26 protein-coding genes and 1 pseudogene are annotated in these 24,278 nt (G+C 71.1%); 20 read left to right on the top strand and 7 right to left on the bottom strand.

Annotated elements, in window-relative coordinates; genetic code table 11:
- Window position 1: 1 nt before the first annotated feature.
- Window positions 2-262 (bottom strand): hypothetical protein, encoded by a 261-nt coding sequence (locus ABZ780_RS21100; protein WP_130400840.1) that lies wholly within the window; start codon window positions 260-262, stop codon window positions 2-4.
- A gap of 152 nt (window positions 263-414) precedes the next feature.
- Window positions 415-807 carry a hypothetical protein gene (locus ABZ780_RS21095; protein WP_357001573.1) on the bottom strand — a complete coding sequence of 131 codons (393 nt, stop codon included), beginning with the start codon at window positions 805-807 and terminating at the stop codon, window positions 415-417.
- Window positions 808-947: 140 nt separating this feature from the next.
- Here ABZ780_RS21095 and ABZ780_RS21090 point away from each other — a divergent pair, with 140 nt between their 5' ends.
- Genes ABZ780_RS21090 through ABZ780_RS21080 form a run of 3 tightly spaced genes read left to right on the top strand, consistent with a single transcriptional unit; the run spans window position 948 to window position 4,053 of the window.
- On the top strand, window positions 948-3,503 hold the full coding sequence (locus tag ABZ780_RS21090; protein ID WP_357001571.1) for an ATP-dependent Clp protease ATP-binding subunit: 2,556 nt from the start codon (window positions 948-950) through the stop codon (window positions 3,501-3,503).
- A complete protein-coding gene (locus ABZ780_RS21085) occupies window positions 3,500-3,703 on the top strand; it encodes a hypothetical protein (RefSeq protein WP_357001569.1) in 204 nt (67 codons plus the stop codon). The genes ABZ780_RS21090 and ABZ780_RS21085 overlap by 4 nt, the downstream gene beginning before the upstream one ends.
- Window positions 3,703-4,053 carry a DUF3140 domain-containing protein gene (locus tag ABZ780_RS21080; RefSeq protein ID WP_357001567.1) on the top strand — a complete coding sequence of 117 codons (351 nt, stop codon included), beginning with the start codon at window positions 3,703-3,705 and terminating at the stop codon, window positions 4,051-4,053. The genes ABZ780_RS21085 and ABZ780_RS21080 overlap by 1 nt, the downstream gene beginning before the upstream one ends.
- A 55-nt stretch (window positions 4,054-4,108) precedes the next feature.
- Here the strand turns inward: ABZ780_RS21080 and ABZ780_RS21075 are convergent, their stop codons facing one another.
- The 3 genes from ABZ780_RS21075 to ABZ780_RS21065 form a co-directional block, all read right to left on the bottom strand.
- Entirely contained in the window at window positions 4,109-4,354 is a 246-nt protein-coding gene (locus tag ABZ780_RS21075; RefSeq protein WP_357001564.1) for a hypothetical protein, read from the bottom strand.
- A gap of 68 nt (window positions 4,355-4,422) precedes the next feature.
- Window positions 4,423-5,394 carry a LysR family transcriptional regulator gene (locus tag ABZ780_RS21070; protein WP_357001561.1) on the bottom strand — a complete coding sequence of 324 codons (972 nt, stop codon included), beginning with the start codon at window positions 5,392-5,394 and terminating at the stop codon, window positions 4,423-4,425.
- Between the two features lie 75 nt (window positions 5,395-5,469).
- Window positions 5,470-6,078, bottom strand: a complete 609-nt coding sequence (locus ABZ780_RS21065; protein ID WP_357001558.1) for a hemerythrin domain-containing protein — start codon at window positions 6,076-6,078, stop codon at window positions 5,470-5,472.
- 209 nt (window positions 6,079-6,287) lie between these two features.
- Between ABZ780_RS21065 and ABZ780_RS21060 the strand changes: the two genes are divergently transcribed.
- Both ABZ780_RS21060 and ABZ780_RS21055 read left to right on the top strand, forming a co-directional pair.
- Entirely contained in the window at window positions 6,288-7,616 is a 1,329-nt protein-coding gene (locus ABZ780_RS21060) for a M20/M25/M40 family metallo-hydrolase (protein ID WP_357001555.1), read from the top strand.
- A 58-nt stretch (window positions 7,617-7,674) separates the two neighbouring features.
- On the top strand, window positions 7,675-8,337 hold the full coding sequence (locus ABZ780_RS21055; RefSeq protein ID WP_357001552.1) for a hypothetical protein: 663 nt from the start codon (window positions 7,675-7,677) through the stop codon (window positions 8,335-8,337).
- Between the two features lie 68 nt (window positions 8,338-8,405).
- On the opposite strand, the gene ABZ780_RS21050 is transcribed toward ABZ780_RS21055, so the two are convergent.
- Entirely contained in the window at window positions 8,406-8,597 is a 192-nt protein-coding gene (locus tag ABZ780_RS21050; protein ID WP_053655860.1) for a DUF5703 family protein, read from the bottom strand.
- A gap of 88 nt (window positions 8,598-8,685) precedes the next feature.
- A complete protein-coding gene (locus ABZ780_RS21045; RefSeq protein WP_357001550.1) occupies window positions 8,686-9,657 on the bottom strand; it encodes an aldo/keto reductase in 972 nt (323 codons plus the stop codon).
- 188 nt (window positions 9,658-9,845) lie between these two features.
- Between ABZ780_RS21045 and ABZ780_RS21040 the strand changes: the two genes are divergently transcribed.
- The 15 genes and pseudogenes from ABZ780_RS21040 (at window position 9,846) to ABZ780_RS20970 (ending at window position 24,213) form a co-directional block, all read left to right on the top strand.
- A complete protein-coding gene (locus ABZ780_RS21040; protein ID WP_357001548.1) occupies window positions 9,846-10,898 on the top strand; it encodes an LLM class F420-dependent oxidoreductase in 1,053 nt (350 codons plus the stop codon).
- Window positions 10,895-11,731, top strand: coding sequence for an undecaprenyl-diphosphate phosphatase (locus tag ABZ780_RS21035; RefSeq protein ID WP_357001545.1), 837 nt, complete (start codon window positions 10,895-10,897; stop codon window positions 11,729-11,731). The genes ABZ780_RS21040 and ABZ780_RS21035 overlap by 4 nt, the downstream gene beginning before the upstream one ends.
- A 180-nt stretch (window positions 11,732-11,911) precedes the next feature.
- Entirely contained in the window at window positions 11,912-13,357 is a 1,446-nt protein-coding gene (locus ABZ780_RS21030; RefSeq protein WP_357001543.1) for a sugar porter family MFS transporter, read from the top strand.
- A 206-nt stretch (window positions 13,358-13,563) separates the two neighbouring features.
- Complete coding sequence (locus tag ABZ780_RS21025) at window positions 13,564-13,866, top strand: urease subunit gamma (RefSeq protein ID WP_357001540.1); 303 nt, start codon at window positions 13,564-13,566, stop codon at window positions 13,864-13,866.
- Window positions 13,867-13,908: 42 nt separating this feature from the next.
- A pseudogene (locus ABZ780_RS21020) lies at window positions 13,909-14,244 on the top strand (urease subunit beta); the annotation flags it as partial.
- 175 nt (window positions 14,245-14,419) lie between these two features.
- Window positions 14,420-16,138, top strand: coding sequence for an urease subunit alpha (locus tag ABZ780_RS21015; RefSeq protein ID WP_357001537.1), 1,719 nt, complete (start codon window positions 14,420-14,422; stop codon window positions 16,136-16,138).
- A gap of 63 nt (window positions 16,139-16,201) precedes the next feature.
- A complete protein-coding gene (gene ureE, locus ABZ780_RS21010) occupies window positions 16,202-16,765 on the top strand; it encodes an urease accessory protein UreE (RefSeq protein WP_357001534.1) in 564 nt (187 codons plus the stop codon).
- A gap of 21 nt (window positions 16,766-16,786) precedes the next feature.
- The gene (locus ABZ780_RS21005; RefSeq protein ID WP_357487102.1) at window positions 16,787-17,464 is read left to right on the top strand and encodes an urease accessory protein UreF; all 678 of its coding nucleotides are present in this window, start codon (window positions 16,787-16,789) and stop codon (window positions 17,462-17,464) included.
- A gap of 58 nt (window positions 17,465-17,522) precedes the next feature.
- Entirely contained in the window at window positions 17,523-18,152 is a 630-nt protein-coding gene (gene ureG / locus ABZ780_RS21000) for an urease accessory protein UreG (RefSeq protein ID WP_357001528.1), read from the top strand.
- On the top strand, window positions 18,149-19,066 hold the full coding sequence (locus ABZ780_RS20995) for an urease accessory protein UreD (protein ID WP_357487100.1): 918 nt from the start codon (window positions 18,149-18,151) through the stop codon (window positions 19,064-19,066). Before ureG ends, ABZ780_RS20995 begins: the two co-directional genes overlap by 4 nt.
- An 18-nt stretch (window positions 19,067-19,084) precedes the next feature.
- A complete protein-coding gene (gene yut / locus ABZ780_RS20990; protein WP_357487099.1) occupies window positions 19,085-20,110 on the top strand; it encodes an urea transporter in 1,026 nt (341 codons plus the stop codon).
- Window positions 20,111-20,136: 26 nt separating this feature from the next.
- The gene (locus ABZ780_RS20985) at window positions 20,137-21,813 is read left to right on the top strand and encodes an ammonium transporter (RefSeq protein ID WP_357487098.1); all 1,677 of its coding nucleotides are present in this window, start codon (window positions 20,137-20,139) and stop codon (window positions 21,811-21,813) included.
- Window positions 21,814-21,850: 37 nt separating this feature from the next.
- Window positions 21,851-22,555, top strand: coding sequence for an MSMEG_4193 family putative phosphomutase (locus ABZ780_RS20980; protein ID WP_357001517.1), 705 nt, complete (start codon window positions 21,851-21,853; stop codon window positions 22,553-22,555).
- Between the two features lie 258 nt (window positions 22,556-22,813).
- Window positions 22,814-23,398 (top strand): DUF3090 domain-containing protein, encoded by a 585-nt coding sequence (locus tag ABZ780_RS20975; protein WP_357487096.1) that lies wholly within the window; start codon window positions 22,814-22,816, stop codon window positions 23,396-23,398.
- Window positions 23,395-24,213, top strand: a complete 819-nt coding sequence (locus ABZ780_RS20970) for an SCO1664 family protein (RefSeq protein ID WP_357487094.1) — start codon at window positions 23,395-23,397, stop codon at window positions 24,211-24,213. Before ABZ780_RS20975 ends, ABZ780_RS20970 begins: the two co-directional genes overlap by 4 nt.
- The last annotated feature ends 65 nt before the right edge of the window (window positions 24,214-24,278 follow it).

Genomic DNA, 24,278 nt, shown 5'->3' with positions numbered 1-24,278 from the left:
CCTACAGGGTGGCGACGTAGAGCTGCGCCTGCTCCACCGCGACCAGTGTCGCGGCGAGACACTCCTCCAGCTCCTGGCTGGCCTGGGTCAGCGACGCCTGGGCGGCCTCCACCGTCTCGTGCCCGCTGCCCTCCAGCGCGCCAGCGAGGGTCTGCTGGGCCTCGGACAGCTTCTCGCCGGCGGCCTGCACGGCTGTCTGCCCGTCACCGATCTGTTGGAGGGCGACATCGATGGCAGCCTTCAGCTCGGCGACGCTCGCCACGGTGGAACCTCCTGGGGGCGGGGAGGTCTCCATTAGAGCCTATCGGCGATCGTGGGAAAACCTCCGCCCTGGTGGTGTTCCTACCCGGCTGTCCGGTTGCCGCCCTGAAGTGCCGGGAGTCCGTTCTGTGGGAGTCCCAGTGCGAGAATTTCTCAACTGTTGGCGGGGGCGTCGCGCAGCCACCGTGGGCCGTACACCTCGGCGCCCAGCGCGGTGACGCGCTCGCGCAGCTCCCGATCGGCGGTGACCACCAGCCGGCGGCGCTGCGGCGCGGCCTGCACCAGCTCGACCACGGCGTCGTCGCCCGAACCCGGGGCCGAGACCACCCGGACGTCGTCGATGCCGGGCACGTCCCGCGCGGCGCCCTCGACCACGAGCACCACCTCGACCGGTGCGGTCAGCCGGGCGGGCAGGCCGGTCGCGGCCACCGGTGCCAGCGAGTCCCGCAGCCGGGCGGCGGCCCCGGCCCGGTCCCGCCACCACCCGTTCGGCCGGGAGCCCACCACGTTGGCGCCGTCCACGATCAGTAGCGGGTTCTCATTCATGCCGCCAGCCTGCCACCACCGGCCGGTGTCGGACCGACGCCACTCCACAACACCGGTGCGCCGCCGCCGGAGGGCGTTTGTCGGGCCGGGTGCCGGGTAGCCCCTGCCGACCATGCCGCGCCCGACTGCGGAGGACAGACATGATGGGACCCGGTGACGCTGGCTCCGACCCGTGGGACGAATTCCTGGCCCGGTACTTCGGCCGGGGTGAGGGAGGGCGCCGGCCGCCGCACCGGGTCGACATCACCCGACTGATGACCGCCGACGCGCGGGAGATGCTGGCCGACGCGGCCCGGCGGGCCGCGCAACGGCAGAGCAACGACCTGGACACCGACCACCTGCTCTGGGCGGCGCTGCAACGCGAACCCCTGCGGGACCTGGTGAGCCGCGCCGGCGCCGACCCGGACACCCTGCTCAACGCGCTCGGTGGCAAGGGCGACGGCGCGCCGCGCGGCGAGGTGCCGCCCAACCTGTCGTTGACCCCAGCCGCCAAGCGGGCGCTGCTCGACGCCCACCAGTTGTCGCGGGCGATGGGCGCCAACTACATCGGCCCCGAGCACATCCTGATGGCGCTGCCGCTCAACCCGGAGTCGCCAGCCGGGCGGATGCTGGCCGCCGGTCGCATCCAGCCCGAGTCGTTGCAGGCCGCCAACGCCGAGCGCGGGCCGATGAGCGGCCCGAAACCGGATCGCGGCACGCCCACCCTGGACCAGTACGGGCAGGATCTCACCGACCTGGCCCGCGCCGACCAGATCGACCCGGTGATCGGGCGGGCCGACGAGATCGAGCAGGCCGTGGAGATCCTGTCCCGGCGCACCAAGAACAACCCCGTCCTGATCGGCGAGGCCGGGGTGGGCAAGACCGCGATCGTCGAGGGCCTGGCCGAGCGGATCTGCGACGGCGACGTGCCGCAGACCCTGCTCGGCAAGCGGGTGGTCCAGCTCGACCTGGCCGGCCTCGTGGCCGGCACCCGCTACCGGGGCGACTTCGAGGAACGCCTGAAGAAGGTGATCGACGAGATCCGGGCGCACCGCGACGAGCTGATCGTCTTCCTGGACGAGATCCACACCCTGGTCGGGGCCGGCGGCGCCGGCAGCGAGGGCGGGATGGACGCGTCCAACATGCTCAAGCCCGCGCTGGCCCGTGGCGAGCTGCGGGTGATCGGCGCGACCACCCTCGACGAGTACCGCAAGAGCATCGAGAAGGACGCCGCGCTGGCCCGCCGGTTCCAGCCGGTGCTGGTGCCCGAACCCGGCGTGGACGACACCATCGCCATCCTGCGCGGCCTGCGCGACAGGTACGAGGCGCACCACCAGGTGCGGTTCACCGACGAGGCGCTCGTCGCCGCCGCCGAACTGTCCGACCGGTACGTCACCGACCGGTTCCTGCCGGACAAGGCCATCGACCTGATCGACCAGGCCGGCGCCCGGGTCCGGCTGCGCACCCGTACCCCCGCCTCGGACGTGCGGGAGCTGGAACGGGAACTCGACGAGGTGCGCCGGGACAAGGAACAGGCCGTCACCGACGAGCAGTACGAACGGGCCTCGTCGTTGCGCGACCGGATCGCCGAGCTGGAGCAGGAGATGCGCCGCGCCAACGGCGACGACGGCATCTCGTCGCAGGTGCCCGAGGTGGGGCCGCAGGAGATCGCCGAGGTGGTCTCCCGGGCCACCGGCATCCCGGTCAGCCAGCTCACCGAGGAGGAGCGGGACCGGCTGCTGCGCCTGGAGGGGCACCTGCACGAGAAGGTGGTCGGCCAGGACGACGCGGTCACGGCCGTCGCCGAGGCGGTTCGCCGCTCCCGCGCCGGGCTGGCCGACCCGGACCGGCCGATGGGCAGTTTCCTGTTCCTCGGCCCCACCGGCGTCGGCAAGACCGAGCTGGCCCGCGCGCTGGCCGAGGCGTTGTTCGGTGAGGCGGACCGGATGGTCCGGGTGGACATGAGTGAGTTCCAGGAGCGGCACACCGTCAGCCGGCTCGTCGGCGCCCCACCCGGGTACGTCGGCTACGAGGAGGCCGGCCAGCTCACCGAGGCGGTGCGCCGCCGACCGTACGCGGTGGTGCTGCTCGACGAGATCGAGAAGGCCCACCCGGACGTGTTCAACATCCTGCTCCAGGTGCTCGACGACGGGCGGCTGACCGACAGTCAGGGCCGGACGGTGAACTTCAAGAACACCGTACTGATCATGACCAGCAACCTCGGATCCGAGCTGATCACGGGCAGCCAGCGCAGTGTCGGCTTCGGCACCGGCGCGCCCGGCAGCGAGCAGGAGAGCGACGAGCTGCGGGAGCGGCTGATGCGCCGCCTCCAGGAGAACTTCCGACCGGAGTTCCTCAACCGCATCGACGAGGTCATCATCTTCCGCCGGCTGGAGGCCGAGCAGCTACGCCAGATCACCGGGCTGCTGCTGGAGGACACTCGCCGCCGGCTGCACGCCCAGGACATCCAGGTGGAGTTCGCCACGGCCGGCATCGACTGGCTCGCCGAGCACGGCTACCAGCCGGAGTTCGGCGCCCGCCCGCTGCGCCGGGTGATCCAGCGGGAGGTCGACAACCACCTGTCCCGGATGCTGCTGGAGTCGGCGATCTCGCCCGGCCAGAAGGTCGTCGTGGACGCCCGCGACGGGCAGCTCACCTTCGACGTGGGCGCGGGGGAGCGGGGTTACACCGCCGCCACGACCTCCCATCCACGATGAGCCCGGCGGAACGACGACCGGAGCCCGAGGAGCCGCACGCGCCCACCGAGTCTCCGGACGACGAGGAACATCCCGACCCGATCCTGGCGTCGCCGACCGCGAACCCCCGCCGAACGCGGGTGCCGGCGGAGGGTCTGCACCCGAAGACCGACCAGGACGACCCGGAGACGTCCGGGCCGCCGCCCGGAGAGGAGACCTGATGGTACGCGACACGCGGCTCGACCCCGAGGTGGAAGTGCTCTGGGAGGACTTCCACGCCGAGGTCAACGTCCCGTCGGAGCAGCTGCGCACCTGGCTGCTCACCCGGGGGTCCGGAGAGGAGTCGTTCGGGCCGAATCCGGCCCTAGACCTGCCCCAACCCGGCCGGGAGATCCTCAAGGTGCTCAACAAGCGCAAGGTCGACCTCACCCCGGAGGACATCGAGGTGATGCGGGAGGCGGTCGAGCGGATCCGCGAGCTGATGGACGCCAAGCCCAAGCGCGGCAACGCCGACGACGAGTGGCGGCACTCGCTGCTCGACCTGGGCCACGATCCGCTCGTCGAACGCTGAGCGACGCCACGCGCGACGGTGCCGTCCCGAGCCGGGACGGCACCGTCGCGTCCAGCTACTGACCCTGGTCGGACTCCAGGCTGCCGATGGTCAGACCGGCCGCGTCGGCGGCGGCGTCCCGCTCGCCACGGGTCTGGTCCTCCCGGGTGAGCAGGTTGGCGTACTCGGTGACGTCGGCCGGGTCGGGCACCTCCGGCAACCGGCGCAGGAACGCCTCCACCGCTCGGGTGGCGGCGGTGTGCGCGGCGGCCGCCTGACGGAGCAGTTCCCGGTCGTCGGCGGGCGGGTAGAGATCGGTCATGCCCGCCAGATACCCGGACAGCGGCGGTTCGCACCGCCACCGACCAGCAAGTACCCGGCCGGTGGGGATCAGACCCCGCTGGGCTGCCGGACACCGAACCCGGGATTGCGCACCAGCCAGTCCAGGTAGGTGGGGTGCGACGCCAGCGAGTCGGTGTACGCCGCCTTGGCCGTCGCCAACAGCAGCGCGGCGTCCCGCGCGGCCAGCGAGTCGGGGTGCCACCCCAGCAGCAGCCGCCACCGCAGCGGAACCCCGGCCAGCCGCCGGGTCACCAGACCGGCCACCGGACGGAACGTCGCCTGACACAGGGCCACCGCCACACCGGCGTCCACCAGGTCGACACAGCCGCGGATGTCGGTCTCGTACACCTTGCGGGGGGTGAAGCCGGCGCGGGCGCAGGCCGTCGCGAAGCAGTCGGCGAAACAGCCGTCACCGGGGGCGGCCACCCACTGCTCGTGGCGCAGGTCCGCCAGGCGCACCTCGTCGCGCTCGGCGAGCGGGTGGGTTTCGGGCAGCAGCACCAGCACCGGGTCGACGGCCACCTCCCGCCAGCTCAAACCGAACTCGGCCGACGGGGTGGCGTCACCGCACACCCCGGTGAGCGCGAAGTCCAGCCGCCCACCGGCCACCAGCTGCGCCAGCTCGTCCACCGACCAGGACGCGTACGTGGTGATCTGGGCCGGCGGCTGCTCGGCGGCCAGCCGGTGCACCAACCGGCCCAGGATCGGGCTGTTCACCCCACCCAGCCGGTAGCCGCGTGGCGCCTCGCCGGCACCGGCCAGGCGGGCCGCCTCGTCCTGCAGGCCCTTCATCGCCGGCAGCAGCACCCGGGCACGGGCGAGCACCAGCTCACCGAGCGCGGTGGGTCGGGCGCCGCGCCGGTCCCGGTCGAACAACGGCCCGCCCAGTGTCCGTTCGATCCGCTGGAGCTGGGCGGTGAGCGCTGGCTGGGCGAGCCCCAGCGCCGACGCCGCCTTGGTCACGCTCCCTGTCTCCGCGATCGCGCAGACCACCCGCAGGTGGCGCAACTCCAGGTTCATACGGTGACGGTAGGACCACGCCGCAGCCTGCGGAAGAGTCCAGGCGAATCGGTGAGATTGAATGCACTACCGACGTCAGTCGCGCGGCGGCTCCGGCAGGTCCGCCAGGTACGTCGGTCGGCGGGTCACCGCGTCGCGGACCTTGTCCACCACGCCCACCGCCGGCTCGACGATGCGGTTCCACGGCGGCGTGGCCGGGGTGCCGGGGTGCGGCCGGGTCGGCGCCGCCTCCTCGGCGATCTCCAGCCGGTTGCCCAGCCGGATCAGCTCCTCCGGGGTGGCCACCGCGCGCAGGTCGGTGACGAGTGCGCCCACCCCGTCGACGTGCCGGCGGACCCGCTCGGCGATGTCGGGCAGCGTCTCGCCGGTCACGCCCTTGAGGGCGGCCAGCAGCCCGGCGTCGCCGTCGATCTCGGCGTCCACCCGCCCGGCCCGCGCCGGCAGCGCCGCCCGCACCGCCGGCAGCAGGTACTGCTCCTCGGCCGACAGGTGCCGTGACAGCGCGGCGGTGAGCACCGCCAGCCCGTCCTGCGGCGTGACGTCGGGACCGGTCAGCTGGTCCAGCAGCGCCAGCAGTTGCCGGTGCTCGTGGTCCACGATGTCGGCGATGCTGCGGCCACCGGGCCGGTAACCCTCGTCGGGTGCGGGCGCGGGCGGCAACGGTGGGAGAGGGACGGCGGACATGGTGCCCTCCTCGACTGGCGGGCGGAAGCTCCGACAGGGGATGTGCGGTCGTGGGCGGCGGTACCCGTACGCGGGCGCCGCGAAACCGTCGCGCGGATCCGCCCACCTGAATGTCCGCCCCCACCGCGTCCCCGCGCCGGCCCGGATGCCGGGCCACACCGCGCCGGTGCGCCGACCCGCCGACCGCCCCGGGCTGGTATGAAGGGGCGATGACGAGCGACGCCGCCCCCGCACGACCGGACCCCACCGCAGAGGTCGTGGACCTCTGCCGCGACCTGCTGCGCATCGACACCACCAACACGGGGGACAACGACACCAGCGTCGGCGAGCGCCGCGCGGCCGAGTACGTGGCGGAGAAGCTCGCCGAGGTGGGCGTCGAGTCGGTCCTGCACGAGGCCGCTCCGGGCCGGGCCAACGTGGTGGCCCGCATCCCCGGCACCGACCCGAGCCGGGGCGCGCTGCTGGTGCACGGCCACCTGGACGTGGTGCCCGCCGACGCCGACGAGTGGTCGGTGGACCCGTTCTCCGGTGAGCTGCGCGACGGCTACCTGTGGGGCCGGGGCGCGATCGACATGAAGGACTTCGACGCGATGGTGCTCGCCGTGGTGCGGCACTGGCAGCGCACCGGCGTACGCCCCCCGCGCGACATCGTGCTGGCGTACACGGCCGACGAGGAGGCGGGCAGCGACTACGGCGCACGCTTTCTGGTGGACAACCACCGGGGCCTCTTCGACGGCTGCACCGAGGCGATCGGCGAGGTCGGCGGCTTCTCCTACTCGGTCAACGACAGCCAGCGGCTCTACCTCATCGAGACCGCCGAGAAGGGCATCGACTGGCTGCGGCTGCACGCCAAGGGCCGCCCCGGGCACGGCTCGATGATGCACGACGACAACGCGGTCACCGCCCTGGCCGAGGCGGTGGCCCGGATCGGCCAGCACCGCTTCCCGGTGGTGGTCACCGACACCGTGCGGGCGTTCCTGGAGGAGGTCTCCGACCTGCTCGGCGTCGAACTGGACCCGGAGGACCCGGAGACGGCCATCGCCAAGCTCGGCCCGATCGCCAACATCATCGGCGCGACCATCCGCAACACGGCGAACCCGACGCGGCTGGACGCCGGCTACAAGGACAACGTCATCCCCGGCCGGGCCACCGCCACCATCGACTGCCGCAGCCTGCCGGGCCAGTCCGAGCTGCTGGAGCGGCAGCTGCGCGAGTTGGTCGGCCCGGACATCGCGATCGAGTACATCCAGCGGCAGCCGGCGTTGGAGACCACCTTCGACGGCGACCTGGTCGAGGCCATGTCGGCGGCGCTGCGCGCCGAGGACCCGGGCGCCCGGCCGGTGCCGTACATGCTCTCGGGTGGCACCGATGCCAAGGCGTTCGCCCAGCTCGGCATCCGCTGCTTCGGGTTCGCCCCGCTGCGGCTGCCCGCCGACCTGAACTTCTCCGCGTTGTTCCATGGCATCGACGAGCGCGTTCCGGTCGACGGACTACAGTTCGGCGTGCGGGTTCTCGACCGGTTCCTGCGCACCTGCTAGCCGTGTCCGGTAACCGCACCCCGCGCGTTACCTCCCCATCGTGAAGGGACTGCCCCACATGACCGACCAGCACGGTGAGCTGGACGCCGCTCTCGAGCGGGTGATCGAAGCGGCCCGTCATCACCTGGCCGCCGTACGCGCCGCGCAGGGCCGCGTCGACGACGACGACGTCTGGCAGGCGTACGTGGCGTTGAACAACGCGTCCTTCGCCTACGACGAGCAGCTGCTCGACGCGTTCGGCGAGGTGACGCCGTGGGACGTCGACTCGATCGACCCGGACGAGGCCGACGAGCGCTTCGGCGGCGGCGAGGGCGCCGAGGCCAGCGACCCGCACCCCCGGGTGATCTCGGTACGCCAGCGCCGCGACTACCGGGTGCCGAGCGTCTCGGCGCTGCTGCGGGCTGCCGAGGCGGCCCGCCGCGAGGGCACCCCGGAGGACGACGAGCCGGCGCCGGTGGAGGGTGTCGGCGAGGCGGTGCTGGAGCTGCTGCAGAGCGGCGACGGCTCGCTCGGCGCGCTGGACGTGCCCGAGCTGGAGCCCCTCGACGGGGTGGTCATGGTCAGCGAGGTGGGCACCCCCGTCGACCTGGAGTCGTTCGACGACGACGACGCGATCGGCCCGTTCCAGCCGGCCGCCGACGACCGGCTGGTCGGCCGGCTCGACGAGCACCCGTTCCTGGAGCTCGACGACGACCACGACCACGCCGGCCACCAGCACTAGACCGCGCTTGCCCGGGGTCTCACCGCTCACGGTGGGACCCCGGTGCCCCGTCGCCCCGTCCGGCCGCGTCAGTACGACAGGCCGGGCTGCGGCTGGTTGACCCGCCGACGGCGGAGCACCACCTGCCGCGTCCCGTCGCGGAACAACCGCACCCGGGCCAACTCCCATCCGGAGAACTCCGCCTGGATCGCCAACTGCGCCGCGGCGGTCAACCGGTCGACGTTCGGCGGCAGCCGCAGCGGCGCGTATTCGTAGTCCATGCCACCCATGCTGCCCAGCCCAGCGGCTGTTCGCCACCCCCTCGGGGGTGACCGACGCCGCTGCCCGGGCCCGTCGGCGCTCGACCGGTCAGCCGTCGCGCTCCGGGTAGCCCACCGGCACGGCGGAGACGTCGTCGAGCGCCGTGGTGATCTCCTCGGGAAGGGTGATCCGCTCCACCTGGAGGGCACCCAGCAGTTGCCCGACCGTCCGGGCGCCGAGGATCGGCGCGGTCACCCCGGGGCGGTCCCGGATCCAGGCCAGCGCCACCTCCAGCGGCGACACGCCCAGGCCGCCCGCCGCGGTCGCCACCGCCTCCACGATGCTGGAGCACCGCGGCTCCAGGTACGTCGCGACGAACCGCTCGAAGTGCGGCGAGGCGGCCCGGGAGTCGGCCGGCCGGCCGTGCCGGTACTTGCCGGTGAGCACCCCTCGACCCAGCGGTGACCAGGGCAGGACGCCGAGGCCGAGCGCGCCGCACGCGGGCAGCACCTCCCGCTCCACGCCCCGCTCCAGCAGCGAATATTCCACCTGGGCGGCGACCACCGGCGCGCGGCCCGGCCAGGCGGTCTGCCAGGCGGCGGCCCGCGCGGTCTGCCAGCCGGCGAAGTTCGACACCCCGACGTAGCGGACCTTGCCACTGGCCACCGCGTGGTCCAGCGCGGCCAGGGTCTCCTCGAGGGGGGTGTCCGGGTCGTACCCGTGCACCTGGAACAGGTCGACGTGGTCGGTGCCGAGCCGGCGCAGCGACGCGTCCAGGGTGCGCAGCAGGTGGCCTCGGGAGCCGTCGCGGCGGCGCCCGCTGCCCGGGCGCAACCCGGCCTTGGTGGCGATCAACAAATCGTCGCGGGGCACGAGGGTGCCCAGCAGCGACCCGATCACCGACTCGGCGTCGCCGTCGCCGTACACGTCGGCGGTGTCGATCAGGTTGCCGCCCGCGTCGAGGTAACTCTTCAGTTGGGCGGCCGCATCGTCGGCGTCGGTGTCCCGACCCCAGGTCATGGTGCCGAGCGCGAGCCGCGAAACCGCCAGCCCGCTTCGGCCGAGCGGTCTCTGTTGCATGGGTGAACCTTATTTCGAACCTGCCGCCACGGATATCCTCGCTCCCGTCAACTCTGCCGGTTCTGTCGGTTCCGCCTGCGTCGGGTGCCTCCACCGGCGGGGGATCATTTGGCGGTGAGCCGGTGATCGGGTCCGTAAGCGGCATTGCGTAACCTGGTGCGACCTGTGCCACGGATGGGGGAGGACCAGTGCGACTCGGGCTAAGCCTCGGATACCAGACAGCGTGGAGCACACCGGCCGATCACCTGGCACTGGCCCAGGAAGCGGACCGGCTCGGCTACTCGGTGGTGTGGGCGGCGGAGGCCTACGGCTCCGACTCGCCCAGCATGCTCGCCTGGATGGCCGGTCAGACCGAACGGATCGACGTGGGCGCCGCGGTGATGCAGATCCCGGCCCGTACGCCGGCGGCCACCGCGATGACCGCCGCCACGATCGACGCGCTCTCCGGCGGCCGGTTCCGGCTCGGCCTCGGCGTGTCCGGCCCACAGGTCTCCGAGGGCTGGCACGGCGTGCGCTTCGCCAAGCCCCTGGGCCGGACCCGCGAGTTCGTCGACATCGTCAAGCTGGCCATCGCCCGCAAGGAGGTGGCATACGACGGCGAGCACTACACGCTGCCGCTGCCCGACGGCCCCGGCAAGGCGTTGCGGCTGGGCTTCCACCCGCCCCGCGAGCACATCCCGATCTATCTGGCCGCGGTCGGCCCGAAGAACCTGGAGCTGGCCGGCGAGATCGCCGACGGCTGGCTGGCCGTGTTCTACGCCCCGGAGTACGCCGACGAGCACCTCACCGCGGTCGCCGCCGGGCGGGCCAAGGTCGGCAAGGAGCTGGCCGGCTTCGACGTGGTGCCCTCGGTGCCGGTGGTGGTCGGCGACGACGTGGCCTCCTGCGCCGAGCTGGTGCGCTGGTACGCCGCGCTCTACGTCGGCGGGATGGGCAGCCGCCAGCAGAACTTCTACAACCAGCTCGCGACCCGGATGGGCTACGGCGACGCCGCCCGCGAGGTGCAGGACCTGTACCTGGCCAAGCGACAGCGGGACGCGGCCGCCGCGGTGCCGATGGAGTTCATCGACCGCACCTCGCTGCTCGGCCCCAAGGAGCGCATCGCCGAGCGGATGCGCGACTACGCCGCGGCCGGTGTCACCACGCTGTCGGTGACCCTGTTCGTGGCCGACCGGGACAGCGGCGTGCAGACCCTGCGGACCGTCGCCGAGGCACTGGACCTCTCGGGAGTCGGCGAGTGACCTGGGTCGAGGCCATCGTCCTGGGCATCGTCCAGGGGCTGACCGAGTTCCTGCCGGTCAGTTCGTCGGGGCATCTGCGGATCACCTCGGCGATCTTCTTCGACCGTGACGCCGGGGCGTCGTTCACCGCGGTCACCCAGCTCGGCACCGAGGCGGCCGTGCTGATCTATTTCGCCAAGGACATCTGGCGGATCACCCGGACGTGGCTGGTCGGCATCAGGGACTCCTCGGTCCGTTCCAGCCTCGACTACCGGATGGGCTGGTACGTGATCGTCGGCTCGATCCCGATCGGGCTGTTCGGTTTCCTCTTCAAGGACCAGATCAAGACGGTCGGGCGCAACCTGTGGGTGGTGGCGACCACCCTGATCGTGTTCGCGTTCGTGCTGGCGTTCGCCGAGTACTGGGGGCGGCAGACCCGGACGTTGGTGAACTTCCGGATGAAGGACGGCGTGGTGATGGGTCTCGCCCAGGCCATGGCGCTGATCCCGGGGGTGTCCCGCTCCGGCGGCACGCTCACCGCCGGTCTGTTGCTCAACCTGACCCGAGAGGCGGCGGCGCGGTACTCGTTCCTGCTGGCCATCCCGGCGGTGGTGATGTCCGGTGTGTTCAGCCTCGGGGACGTCTTCGAGCCGTCCGCCCCGGGCACGTCGGCGCCCTCGGTGGCGCAGATGATCGTGGCGACGGTGCTCGCCTTCGGCATTGGCTACGCGGCCATCGCCTGGCTGCTGCGCTACGTCGCCCACCACACCCTGTACGTCTTCGTGCTGTACCGGGTCGCGCTGGGCACTCTGGTCCTCGCGCTGCTGCTGACCGGCACGATCAGCGCCACCTGATCCGTCCGCGCCTCGCCGGCCCTCGACCCCCGCGCTGTGGGTGTCGGGGGCCGGTTCACGTACCGGCACATCGCATTCGGAGCATTCCCTACAATGCAGACATTGCGCCCCTAGTCTCTTCCTGTCGGGTTGGCATCTCGCACGAGATCCGCCTACAGCGCGCGGGGAAAGGGGCCGGCCGTGACCGCCAGCGGCGCGAAGCGCGGGCGGGGGAGGCCGCCGAGACGCAACCTCGTCGCGGTCGTCTCGATCGTCGTGCTCTCCGGCGCGTTCTTCGGCTACGACCAGGGCGTCATCAGCGGGGCGCTGCGCGACATCCGCCAGACCTTCCACGCGGACACGTTCGCCGTCGAGATCGCGGCGAGCTGGGTGACCCCGGGCGCGCTGGTGGGTGCGCTGCTCGGCGGTCACCTCGCGGACCGGATCGGGCGCCGGGGGGCGCTGCGGGTCGCCGCCGTCACGTTCGCGGTGGGCACGATCGTGCAGGCGTTCGCGCCGGTGATCGGGGTCATGTTCGGTGCCCGGTTGATCCTGGGGCTGGGCATCGGGGTGGCCTCGGTAGCCGGCCCGATGTACGCGGCGGAGGCCGCGCCGGAACGGATCCGGGGCAGCCTTCTGGCGATCTACCAGTTCTCCACCACGTTAGCGATCTTCGTCGGCTATCTCGCCGACGAACTGTTCGAGGCGGGCACCTCGTGGCGTTACCTGCTGGCGGCGGCCGCGCTGCTGGGATTGGCCCTCGCCCTGGTCACCACCGTGATCCCCGACTCGGCCGTCTGGTATTTCGGGCGGGGGGACAAGCGCCGGGCCGAGGCGTCGCTGCGGGCGACCGTGCCGGAGCAGAAGGTCTCCCACCGGATGGACGCCATCGACCAGAGCCTCTCGGCCGGGAAGGCGGGCTGGCGGGAGGTGCTCTCGCACGAGTGGCGACGTCCGCTGGTGCTCGGGGTGGGTCTGGCCCTGTTCCAGCAGTTGACCGGCATCAACGGGATCATCTACTACGCCGATGAGATCTTCTCGGCCGCGGGCTTCCACACCCCGGGTGAGCAGTTGGCCGCGACCACCTGGGCGATCGGCGGGGTCGACTCGCTGTTCACGCTGGTCGCGGTCGCCTTCCTGGATCGGCTCGGCCGCCGTCCGCTGCTGCTGGTGGGGCTGCTCGGCATGGCGGTCTCGCTCGTGGTGGTCAGCGTCAGCTTCGCGAAGATGCCTCCGGGAGCCGGGTCGGCCGGGGCGACGGGGCACCACCCCAGCGACGCGGGCATCTTCCTGCTGATCGGTGTGGTCATGTTCGTGGCGTTCTACGCGATGTCGATCGGCCCGACCGCCTGGACCGTCATCAACGAGATCTTCCCGGGTCGCATCCGGGGTCGGTGCGTGGCGATCGCCTCGGCCACCCACTGGGGCACCGAGTACCTCGTCACGCAGTTCTTCCTGACCATGCTCAGCACCCTGGGGCGCTCCGGCGTGTTCGCGCTGTTCGCCGGCACCTGCGTGCTCGGGTTCCTGTTCGTCTGGCGGTACCTGCCGGAGACCAAGGGCAAGACCCTCGAACAGATCCAGCAGATGTGGCAGACCGACAGCCGCGCCCAGCACCCGCACCGCGCGGGCGGCGGCTCCCGGTGAGCGATGGCCGCCGCGGCGGTCCGATCGTTGCCGTCACTTCCCGAAATCTGACTCGGGGCGCAGGTCAAAAGCGTACGGTTTGCCGTGAAACATACCGATTAAGGCATGTAGCCGGATCGCCCGCTTTTAGCCGCGTTCTGGCCGCGCTCCCACGGCGAGCCCCCCGGCTGGCGGCTCCCCAACGACAGTCATGAAGGACCAGGACAGTGCATCTGACACCGAAGGAATTCGACAAGCTGACGATCCTCTCGATGGCCATGGTCGCCAACGCCCGCAAGGCCCGGGGGATCAAGCTGAACCACCCCGAGGCTGTCGCGGTGATCTGTGCCGCGGCCCTGGAGGGGGCCCGGGAGGGCAAGACCGTCGAAGAGGTCATGAACGACTCCCGCAGCGTCCTGGGCGTCGACGACGTGATGCCAGGCGTGCCGGACATGCTGCCGATGCTCCAGGTCGAGGCGGTGTTCACCGACGGCTCGCGACTGGTCACCGTGCACTCACCGATCCAGTAGGCGTACCAGCGCATTCGCGGTCTCCAGGAAGGCGGAGCAGAAATGACCAAGCAGCATCCCGGACCCAACTCCAAGCACCTCCGACCCATCGGCGGCTACATCCTCAGCGACCAGCCGCTGGAGTTGAACGAGGGTCGACCGGTGACGGAGATCGTCGTCCAGAACACCGGTGACCGGCCGATCCAGGTCGGCTCACACTTCCACTTCTTCGAGACCAACCGAATGCTCGCCTTCGATCGTGAGGCGGCCTTCGGTAAGCGGTTGAACATCCCGGCGACGACCTCCATCCGCTTCGAGCCGGGCGACAAGAAGACGGTGCAGCTCGTCCCCTTCGGCGGGCTGCAACGCGTGTACGGGTTCAACGGACTGGTGCAGGGGTGGACCGGCAGCCAGTCGGCGCCGAGCTACCGGCCGGACCGGACCGAGGCGATCCACAACGCCAAGACCCGCGGCTTCAAGTTCGACCCGGAGCAGCAGGACAACCCCAAGGGCAAGAAGCAGTAGATCGACTATTCCCGAAGGGCTGCCAGCCTCGGGCAGGAGAGATGATTCGATGAGCCAGATTTCGCGGCAAGAGTATGCCGGAATGTACGGCCCCACGACGGGCGACCAGATCCGGTTGGGTGACACCGACCTCTACATCGAGATCGAGAAGGACCTGCGCGTCCTCGGCGACGAGGTCATGTACGGCGGTGGCAAGACGCTGCGCGACGGCATGGGCGTGCACAACCAGTACACCAACGCCGAGGGTGGCCTGGACCTGGTCATCACGAACGTGACCGTCGTCGACGCGATCCTCGGTGTGGTCAAGGCCGACGTCGGGGTCAAGAACGGCAAGATCGCCGGCATCGGCAAGGCCGGCAACCCGAACATCATGGACGGGGTCACCCCCGAGTTGATCACCGGGCCGGGCACCGAGGCCATCTCCGGTGAGCACCTCATCCTGACCGCCGGCGGCATCGACACGCACGTGCACCTGGTGACGCCGTTCCAGGCGCAGGCGGCCCTGAGCAACGGCGTGACCACCCTCTGGGGTGGCGGCACCGGCCCGACGGACAGCACAAACGGCGTCACCATCACCCCCGGCCCGTGGAACATCCAGGCGATGATGCGGGCCTTCGAGAGCATCCCGATCAACATCGGACTGATGGCGAAGGGCAACAGCACCGGTCGCGCCCCCCTGGTCGAGCAGATCATGGCCGGCGCGCCGAGCTTCAAGATCCATGAGGACTGGGGTTCGCCGCCCGCGGTGATCCGCGCCTGCCTGGACGTCGCCGACGAGTTCGACGTGCAGGTCAGCATCCACACGGACACCCTTAACGAGAGCGGCTACCTGGAGGACTCCGTCGCGGCGTTCGAGGGCCGGACGATCCACACCTTCCACACGGAGGGTGCCGGCGGTGGGCACGCGCCGGACGTCATCAAGGTCGCCAGCCAGATGAACGTGCTGCCGAGCTCGACCACGCCGACGGTGCCGTACGGCATCAACAGCCAGTCCGAGCTGTACGACATGATCATGGTTTGCCACAACTTCAACCCCAAGGTCCCCTCCGACGTGGCCTTCGTCGAGAGCCGGATCCGGACCGAGACGATCGCGGCCGAGGACGTCCTGCTCGACGAGGGCGTCATCTCGATGATGCAGAGCGACTCGCAGGCGATGGGACGCGTCGGCGAGACGTGGCTGCGGACCATCCAGCTCGCCGGGCAGATGAAGATCGTGCGCGGCAAGCTCGCCGAGGACTCCAGCGCCAACGACAACTTCCGGGTGCTGCGATACGTCGCCAAGATGACCATCAACCCGGCGATCACCCAGGGGATCTCGCACGTGCTGGGGTCGGTGACACCGGGCAAGATGGCCGACCTGGTGCTCTGGGAGCCGGCCTTCTTCGGTACTAAGCCGAAGCTGGTCCTCAAGGGCGGCATGATCGCCTGGTCGATCATGGGCGACCCGAACGCCTCGCTGCCGACACCGCAGCCGGTCTACTACCGGCCGTCCTTCGGCGCGATGGGCAGCCAGCTCGCCCGCAACTGCGTGACCTTCGTGTCCCGCGCCGCGCACGAGGCGGGCATCGCCGAGCAGTTGGGCCTGCAACGGCAGGTCATGCCGGTGTACCGGACCCGGAGTCTCACCAAGCGCGACATGGTCCGCAACGACCGGACCCCCAAGCTCGAGGTCGACCCGGAGACCTTCGCCGTGACGATGGACGGCGTCCACGCGACCGTGCCGCCGGCCCGGAACCTGCCCCTGGGCCAGCTCTACTTCTTCAGCTGACACCGCCGGGACCGTGGCGCACCTGCCCGGTCCCCGGCACACACCGACCGATAGGAGAGGCCCGTGCTCGTCGAGACGGTGCTGGGCAACATGAACGAGCCGGACTGGACGCTCCGGCTGAAGGAAGCGCGCATCGACGACCTGGTCCTCGACCAGTGGGACGCCCAGAAGAGCCGCATCCGCAAGATGACCAGTAACGGCGCGGAGCTGTCGGTCGCGCTCGCGCGTGGCGTCCGGCTGCGCGACGGTGACGTCCTCGCCTGGGACGACCTGACCGCCACGGCGGTGGTGGCCCGGGTGCAGTTGGGCGAGGTGATGGTGGTCCACCTCGACCAGTTGCGCGGCGAGTCGGCCGAACTGCTGATCCGCTCGGCCGTCGAACTCGGTCACGCCATCGGCAACCAGCACTGGCCGGCCGTGGTCAAGGGCACCAAGATGTACGTCCCGCTGACCGTGGACCGCAAGGTCATGGACTCGGTGATGCGGACGCACGCGTTCACCGGGATCACCCACGAGTTCGTCCCCGGCACCGAGATCATCGCGTATCTCGCGCCGCACGAGTCGCGGCGGTTGTTCGGTGGCGCCGACTCGACGCCGCACTCCCATCTGCCCGCCGACCTCAACTGAGCGGGGGCCGGAGTGCGTACCATGCCCGAAACCCTGAAGCTGTTGCAGTTCGGCGACTCGGTCTTCCCGGTCGGTGCCTTCTCCTTCTCCAGCGGCCTGGAGATGGCCGTCGAGCACGGCGTCGTCCACGACCGGACGACCCTTCAGGACTACGTCCGGACGGTCACCCGGCTCGCCGCCACCGGGGACGGTGTCGCCCTGCTCGTCGGGCACCGTGCCGCCACCGCCGGTGACCTGGACCGGATCCGGTGCGCGGACGAGGCCGTCCACCAGCGCAAGATCAACGAAGAGATGCGGATCATGTCCGTACGGATGGGGCGCAAGCTGGCCGAAGCCGCGACCCGGATCGTCGGTGAGACGCTGCTCAAGAAGCGGCTCAGCGAGTCCGTGGCCGGCGCGCCGGTCACCTATCCGGTCGCGCTCGGGGTGTGCTTCGCCGACCTCGGGGTGCCCGAGGAGGACGCCTTCGCGGCCCACCAGTACGGCGCGGCGTCGACGGTGCTCAGCGCCGCCATCCGGCTGATGCGGGTCGACCACCTCGACGCGCAGTCGATCCTCTTCGCGGTCAACGAGAAGGTCACCGACGACTACCAGGACATCCGCACGGCGGACCTGGAGGACATGCAGACCTTCGGGCCGCACCTCGACGTCCTGTCCGCCGCGCACCAGCACGTCCACGTGCGGATGTTCATGAGCTGAGCGCCGAACACCCACATCTTTCGCACCTGAAACGTCTCCCAGAAGGACTGGTCACAGCATGAAGTCGGCAAGTCGTATCGGCGTCGGCGGCCCGGTGGGCAGCGGCAAGACCGCGATCATCGAGGCTGTCGTGCCCCGTTTCGTGGACAACGGACTGCGGGTCCTGGTGATCACCAACGACGTCGTCACCACGGAGGACGCGAAGCACGTCCGACGCGCCCTGACCGGCGTCCTGGTCGAGGAACGGATCCTCGGTGTGGAGACCGGGGCGTGCCCGCACACGGCCGTACGCGAGGACCCGAGCATGAACCTGGCCGCCGTGGAGGACATGGAGTCCCGGTTCCCGGACACCGACGTGGTCCTCATCGAGAGCGGCGGCGACAACCTCACCCTGACGTTCAGCCCCGCCCTGGTCGACTACTTCATCTACGTCATCGACGTCGCCGCCGGAGACAAGATCCCGCGCAAGAACGGCCCGGGGATCTCCAAGTCCGACATCCTCGTGATCAACAAAACCGACCTGGCGCCGTACGTGGACGCCGACCTCGGTGTCATGGCGCGCGACGCGGACATGATGCGCAACGGCAAGCCGGTCGTGTTCACCAACTGCAAGACCGGCGAGGGCATCGACGAGCTCGTCTCGCTGATCCGCCGCAACGCGCTCTTCGACGCCGAAGTGGTCGCATGATCACACTGGACAGTGCGCGGGAGCTGGAGCCGTACCAGGACCAACCGGCCCAGCTGCCCGCCGCGTCCAACGGCAAGGTCGGCATCCTGCGCCTCGGGTTCGAGCGGCGTGGGGACCGGACGATCCTGCGCGATCTCTACCGGCAGTCACCGCTGCTGGTCCAACGGGCGCTCTACTGGGACGAGGAGATGCCCGAGCTGCCCTGCGTCATGATCCTCACCACCTCCGGCGGTGTGCTCCAGGGCGACCGCCTGCGGATGGACGTCTCCCTGGCCCCCGGCAGCCAGGCGCACCTGGTGACCCAGTCCGCTACCAAGATCCAGGAGATGGACGCGAACTACGGCTCGCAGATCCAGACGTTCACCCTGGCCGAGGAGACCTACCTCGAATACCTCCCGGAGCCGGTGATCCCGTACCGGGCCAGCCGGTTCGTCACCGACACCCGGGTGCGGCTCGCGGAGAGCGCCACCATGCTCTACGCCGAGGTCCTGCAACCCGGCCGCAAGTACTACCGCGACGGCGAACTCTTCGCCTACGACCTCTACTCCTCCTCACTGCGCGGCGAGCGCCCCGACGGTCGGCAACTGTTCGTGGAGAAGTTCGTGGCGGCCCCGGGGCAGTTCGACGTGGCGCGGGTCGGTGTCATGGACCGCTTCCACATCTTCGGCAACGTCGTGCTGCTCACCGACCCCGACCGGGCGGCACGGGTCTTCGACCGGACGTCGACACCGGTCTGGGACGAGCAGACCCCCCTGGCCAGCGCCGTCAGTCGGCTGCCGAACGACGCGGGGCTCATCTTCAAGGTCCTGGGTCAGGAGACCGAGCCGGTCCGCGCCGCGATCCGCGCCTTCTGCGTGGCCGCCCGCGAAGAGGTGACCGGCCGGACCTTCCCGCCGGCCTTCAGCTGGCGATGAGATAGCGAGGAGACGGCCGTGACCGCAGCGGTGCGCCAATGGGACAGGCTGAGTGACCGCAACCCGTTGATCGCGTTCGTCGACGCCTGCCTGCGCGGGCCCGCGCAGGTCGTCCTACAGAACAACCCGCTCACCGGCCTGCTGGTTCTCATCGCGGTCGCCTGGGGGGCGTTCGAGAACGGCCAACCACGGATCTTCGGGGGAGCGGTCCTCGGTCTGGTCGTCGGCACCGCCACGGCCGTCGTCCTCCGGGTCGACGACGCCTCGTTGCGCAAGGGACTGTTCGGCTTCAGCCCGTTCCTGACCGGCATCGCCGTCCCGACGTTCCTCGACGACCGGCCACTGATGTGGTTCTACCTGGTGCTCGGCGCGATCGCCACGACGGTGGTCACCCTGGCCCTGAACGCGATCTTCAAGACCTGGGGCCTGACCGCGTTCACCATGCCGTTCGTGCTGACCACCTGGGTGCTGCTGATGGCCGCCTACCAGTTCGACCGGTTCACCGTGCTCACCAAGCTGAAGCCGATGTTCCCCGGCGAGGGACAGGTGACCGGTGGGCGCTTCGACTGGGACCTGATCCCCACCTTCCTGCGCGGGGTGTCCCAGGTCTTCCTGATCGACAGCTGGGTCACCGGGTTGATCATTCTGGTCGCGCTGCTGGTCAACTCCCGCTGGTCGGCGCTCTTCGCGGTGGTCGGCGCCGTCGGCGCGACCCTGCTGGCGCTCTGGTTCGGCGCCGACGCGGCCTCCCTGGACAAGGGCCTGTTCGGCTTCAACGCGGTGCTGACGGCCATCGCCGTGGGCGCGGTGCTGCACCGCCCCGGCGCGCTGGTGACCGTCTACACCCTCTTCGGCATCGCGTTGACGCTCTTCGTCCAGATGGCCCTGGCGACCGTCCTCACCCCGCTGGGCATCCCCGTGCTGACCGGGCCGTTCAACATCGCCACCTGGTTGCTGCTGCTGCCCAAACGGCACTTCGCGCCGGTGCCCAACCACGAACGCGTCAAGGAGTCCGTCGTCTCCGCGGTGCGGCACACCGTCTGACGTACCGAGAGGAGAGGTGAGCTCCCATGCTCGCTCAGGAAGCGGTGAACTCGGGCGACACCGCCTGGGTGCTCGTCTGCACCGGCCTGGTGTTGTTCATGACTCCCGGCCTGGCCGTCTTCTACGGCGGGATGGTCCGCACCCGCAACGTGCTCGCCATGTTGCAGCAGAACATGATCGCGCTGGGCGTCGTCAGCCTGACCTGGGTGCTGGTGGGATACACCATCGCGTTCGGCGACGACGCCGGCAGCGGCCTGCTCGGCAACTTCGAGCTGTTCGGGCTCACCGACCTCCGAGTGCCACCCGCACCCCACCTGCACGTCGTCGCCGGGCAGGTGACCATTCCCACCCTGGCGTTCGTCGCGTACCAGATGATGTTCGCGGTGATCACCCCCGCGTTGATCACCGGTGCCACGGCCGGCCGGCTGAAGTTCCTCGGGTGGGTCGTGTTCCTGGCGATCTGGTCCATCGTGGTCTACGCGCCGATCGCGCACTGGCTCTGGCACCCCGACGGCTGGCTGGCCCGGTTCGGCACCCAGGACTGGGCCGGCGGAATGGTGGTGCACGCCTCGGCGGGCGCCGCCGTCCTGGCGACCCTGCTGGTGGTCGGCCGTCGCCGTGGCTGGCCGAATACCGCCGCCCCGCCCAACTCCATCCCGCTGACCATCCTCGGCGCCGGCATCCTCTGGTTCGGGTGGTTCGGCTTCAACGGCGGCGACGGCCTCCAGGCCAACGGGATCGCCGCCCAAGCGGTGATCAACACCCACCTCGCGGCGGCCGCCGGCATGCTCGTCTGGCTGGTGGCCGAACGGGCCAAGGACGGCCACAGCACCGTCGTGGGCGGCGTCTCCGGCGCCGTCGCGGGCCTCGCGACGATCACCCCCGCCGCCGGGTACGTCAACACGCTCTCCGCCATCGCCATCGGCGCGATCGCCGGCATCGTCTGCCACACCGCGCTGCGGTTGAAGTACCTGCTGCGCCTCGACGACGCGCTGGACGTCCTCGCGGTCCACTTCGTCGGCGGCATGCTCGGCTCGCTGCTGGTCGGCTTCTTCGGCAACAGTGGCACCAACCCGCTCGGCAAGGACGGCCTCTTCTTCGGCGGAGGCGGATCCCTGCTCTGGCACCAGTTCGCCGGCGTGGTCTGCGTGGTGATCTTCTCCTTCGTGCTCACGTGGCTGATCGCCGCCGGCGTGCAGTCGGTCATCGGGCTCCGTGCCCCGGCCGACACGCAGGACAACCTCGACCACGCCCAGCAGGGCGCCGACGCGTACCACCTGGGCGGTGTCGCAGGCCTCAACGGCTCGGGCGCGCCCGAGCGCCGCAGGACGGGACACGACCGCCCCGTCGCCCCGCCAGCCCGGCCCACCCAACCCGGTCAGTCGCCGCAGCGGGTCCGACTCGTCACCGCGACGGTGGATCCGGCGCGGCTGCCGACCACCCGGGAACTCCGGGAAGCCCTGCTCGCCGCGGGCGCCACCTCCATCGTCGTCTTCGACGCCACCGTCTCCACCGCCCAGCCCGCCGCCCGCGCGCTGCCCCGGGGGTACTGGCTGGACCAGGACCTCCTGGACCGCGCCCGGGTCGAGGTCGTGGCGGCGTACGAGGCGGTGCCGGCCGTGCTGGACGTGCTCGGCCAGTACGGCGCCGACCGGTCGGACAGCTTCGTGCAGGACGTCCAGCCCGCGACGGACCTACGCTGACCAGACCCCGGCCGAGGGCAGGTCATAGGGTGATCCCGTGGCGACCCTTCTGCTTCTGCGACACGGCCGGACCACCGCGAACGCGGACGGTGGGCTGGCCGGCCACCAGCCCGTCGAGTTGGACGACACGGGCCGGGCCCAGGCGACCGCCGTCGGCGAACGGCTGCGGGCGGTGCCGCTCGCGGCGGTGGTGACCAGCCCGTTGATCCGCTGCCGGCAGACCCTGGAGTTGGCGCTGCCGCAGGCCACCCCGACGGTGGAGCAGGGGTTGATCGAGTGCGACTACGGCAGCTGGGAGGGGCAGCCGCTCAAGAAGCTCGCCAAGGAGCCGCTCTGGCCGGTGGTCCAGCAGCGCCCGAGCGCGGCGGTCTTCCCCGACGGCGAGGCGATGGCGGCGATGGCGGCGCGTGCCGTGGCGGCGGTGCGCTCGTGGGACGCCCGGGTCAGCGCCGAGCACGGGCCCGAGGCGGTCTGGCTGGCGTGCAGCCACGGTGACGTGATCAAGGCGATCGTGGCGGACGCGCTCGGCGTACACCTGGATCTTTTTCAGCGGATCGTGGCCGACCCGGCGTCGGTGACCGCGATCCGGTTCACGCCGCTGCGGCCGTTCCTGGTGCGGCTCAACGACACCGGCGGCGACCTGGCCGCGCTGGTGCCGCCGCCGCGCAAGCGGCGCCGGCGGGCGACCCGCGCGGCCGACTCGGACGCCGCCGTCGGCGGCGGGGCCGGCGCGACCCCGTGAGCCGCGTCACGAGGGCGCGCCACCGCCCCGGGCAGGAGCCGCGCACCCTGCCGGCCGGAGGCCCCGGCACGGCTCGGGGCAGGGGGCCGCATTCCGTGCTGGGCCGGGGGCCGCGACCGCCCGGTTCGGCGGGCCGGCGGGCGTCCGCGTGCCCGCCACGCCCGGCTGCAACCCCTGGTACGCCGGGCGCGCCGCCCGTGCGGCGATTCGGGTCGGTGGGGTGCGCAACGCGATGACGGGCCGGATAGGGTCGTGGGTATGACCCACCAGGTGCACGCCTTCGAACCGCCGGAGCGGTTCGTCGCCGGGACTGTCGGGCCGCCGGGGGAGCGCACGTTCTTCCTGCAGGCCCGTGGCGGCGGCAGGCTGGTCAGCGTCGCGCTGGAGAAGGTCCAGGTGACCCTGCTCGCCGAGAAGCTGGAAGAGCTGCTCACCGAGGCGCAGCGTCGCTTCGGGGTGGACCTGCCCGAGCTGGCGCCGGTGGTGGGCGACAACGAGCCACTGGACACGCCGGTCGACGAGGAGTTCCGGGTCGGGACACTCGGCCTGGCCTTCGACGTGGACACCGCGACCGTGGTGATCGAGGCGATCGCCGCCGGCGAGGTGGAGCCCGAGGTCGAGTTGGACGACGAGGACGACGACTCCGACGACGACGATGACGACGACGAGCCGGACGAGGACCTGGACCGGCTCCGGGTCCGGCTCACCCCGCAGGCCACCCGCCAGTTCATCGAGCGGGCTCGGCGCGTGGTGAACGCGGGCCGGCCGCCGTGCCCGCTGTGCGGCCAACCGTTGGATCCCGCCGGGCACCTGTGCCCGCGGCACAACGGTTACCACCGGTGACCTCGTCCGGCCTGCAGCCCCGCCAGGACGGCGACGCCGCGCTGCGGCTGTTGCGCGACGGCACGCTCGACCTGGAGGGGCGGCTCGTCGACGCGTCGAACACGACCCTGCGCGGCATCCTGACCCTCGACAGCGCCACGGCCCGCTGCGTCTACAAGCCGATCCGCGGCGAGCGCCCGCTGTGGGACTTCCCCGACGGCACCCTGGCTGGCCGGGAGGTCTCGGCGTACCTGGTCTCCCGGGCCACCGGCTGGGGCCTGGTGCCGCCCACCGTGCTGCGGGACGGCCCGTTCGGGCCGGGCTCCTGCCAGCTCTGGATCGACGAGCCGGAGGACGCCGCGCCGCTTGTCGGTTTCGTGCCCGCCGAGGAACTGCCGCCGCGCTGGTTCCCGATCGCGGCGGCCCGCGACGACGACGGCGCCGCGTACGCCCTCGCTCACGCCGACGACCCGCGACTGGCCCGCCTGGCGGTGCTCGACGCGGTGATCAACAATGCGGACCGTAAGGGCGGTCACGTGCTGGTCGGCGCGGACGACCGGATCTACGGCGTGGACCACGGGGTGAGCTTCCACGTCGAGGCCAAGCTGCGCACGGTGCTGTGGGGCTGGGCCGGCCGGCAGCTGCCGCCGGACGCCGTGGAGATGCTGGACGGGCTGGCCGGGCAGGTCGCCGGCGCGCTCGGCGCGGAGCTGGCCGACCACCTGACGATCAGCGAGATCGCCGAATTGGCCGCCCGCATCGACGGTCTGCGGGAGACCGGGCGGTTCCCGCAGCCGCCCGAGGATTGGCCGGCCGTGCCCTGGCCACCCATGTGAGTCACTGTCATCTTGATCACCGGTAGCGCGGCCCGAGGGCGCCGACTGGCTGGCTAGGCTGAGGC

This window comes from Micromonospora sp. NPDC047467 (assembly GCF_040643095.1).
GTDB lineage: Bacteria > Actinomycetota > Actinomycetes > Mycobacteriales > Micromonosporaceae > Micromonospora.
This window is presented reverse-complemented; position numbering and strand designations above follow the sequence as displayed.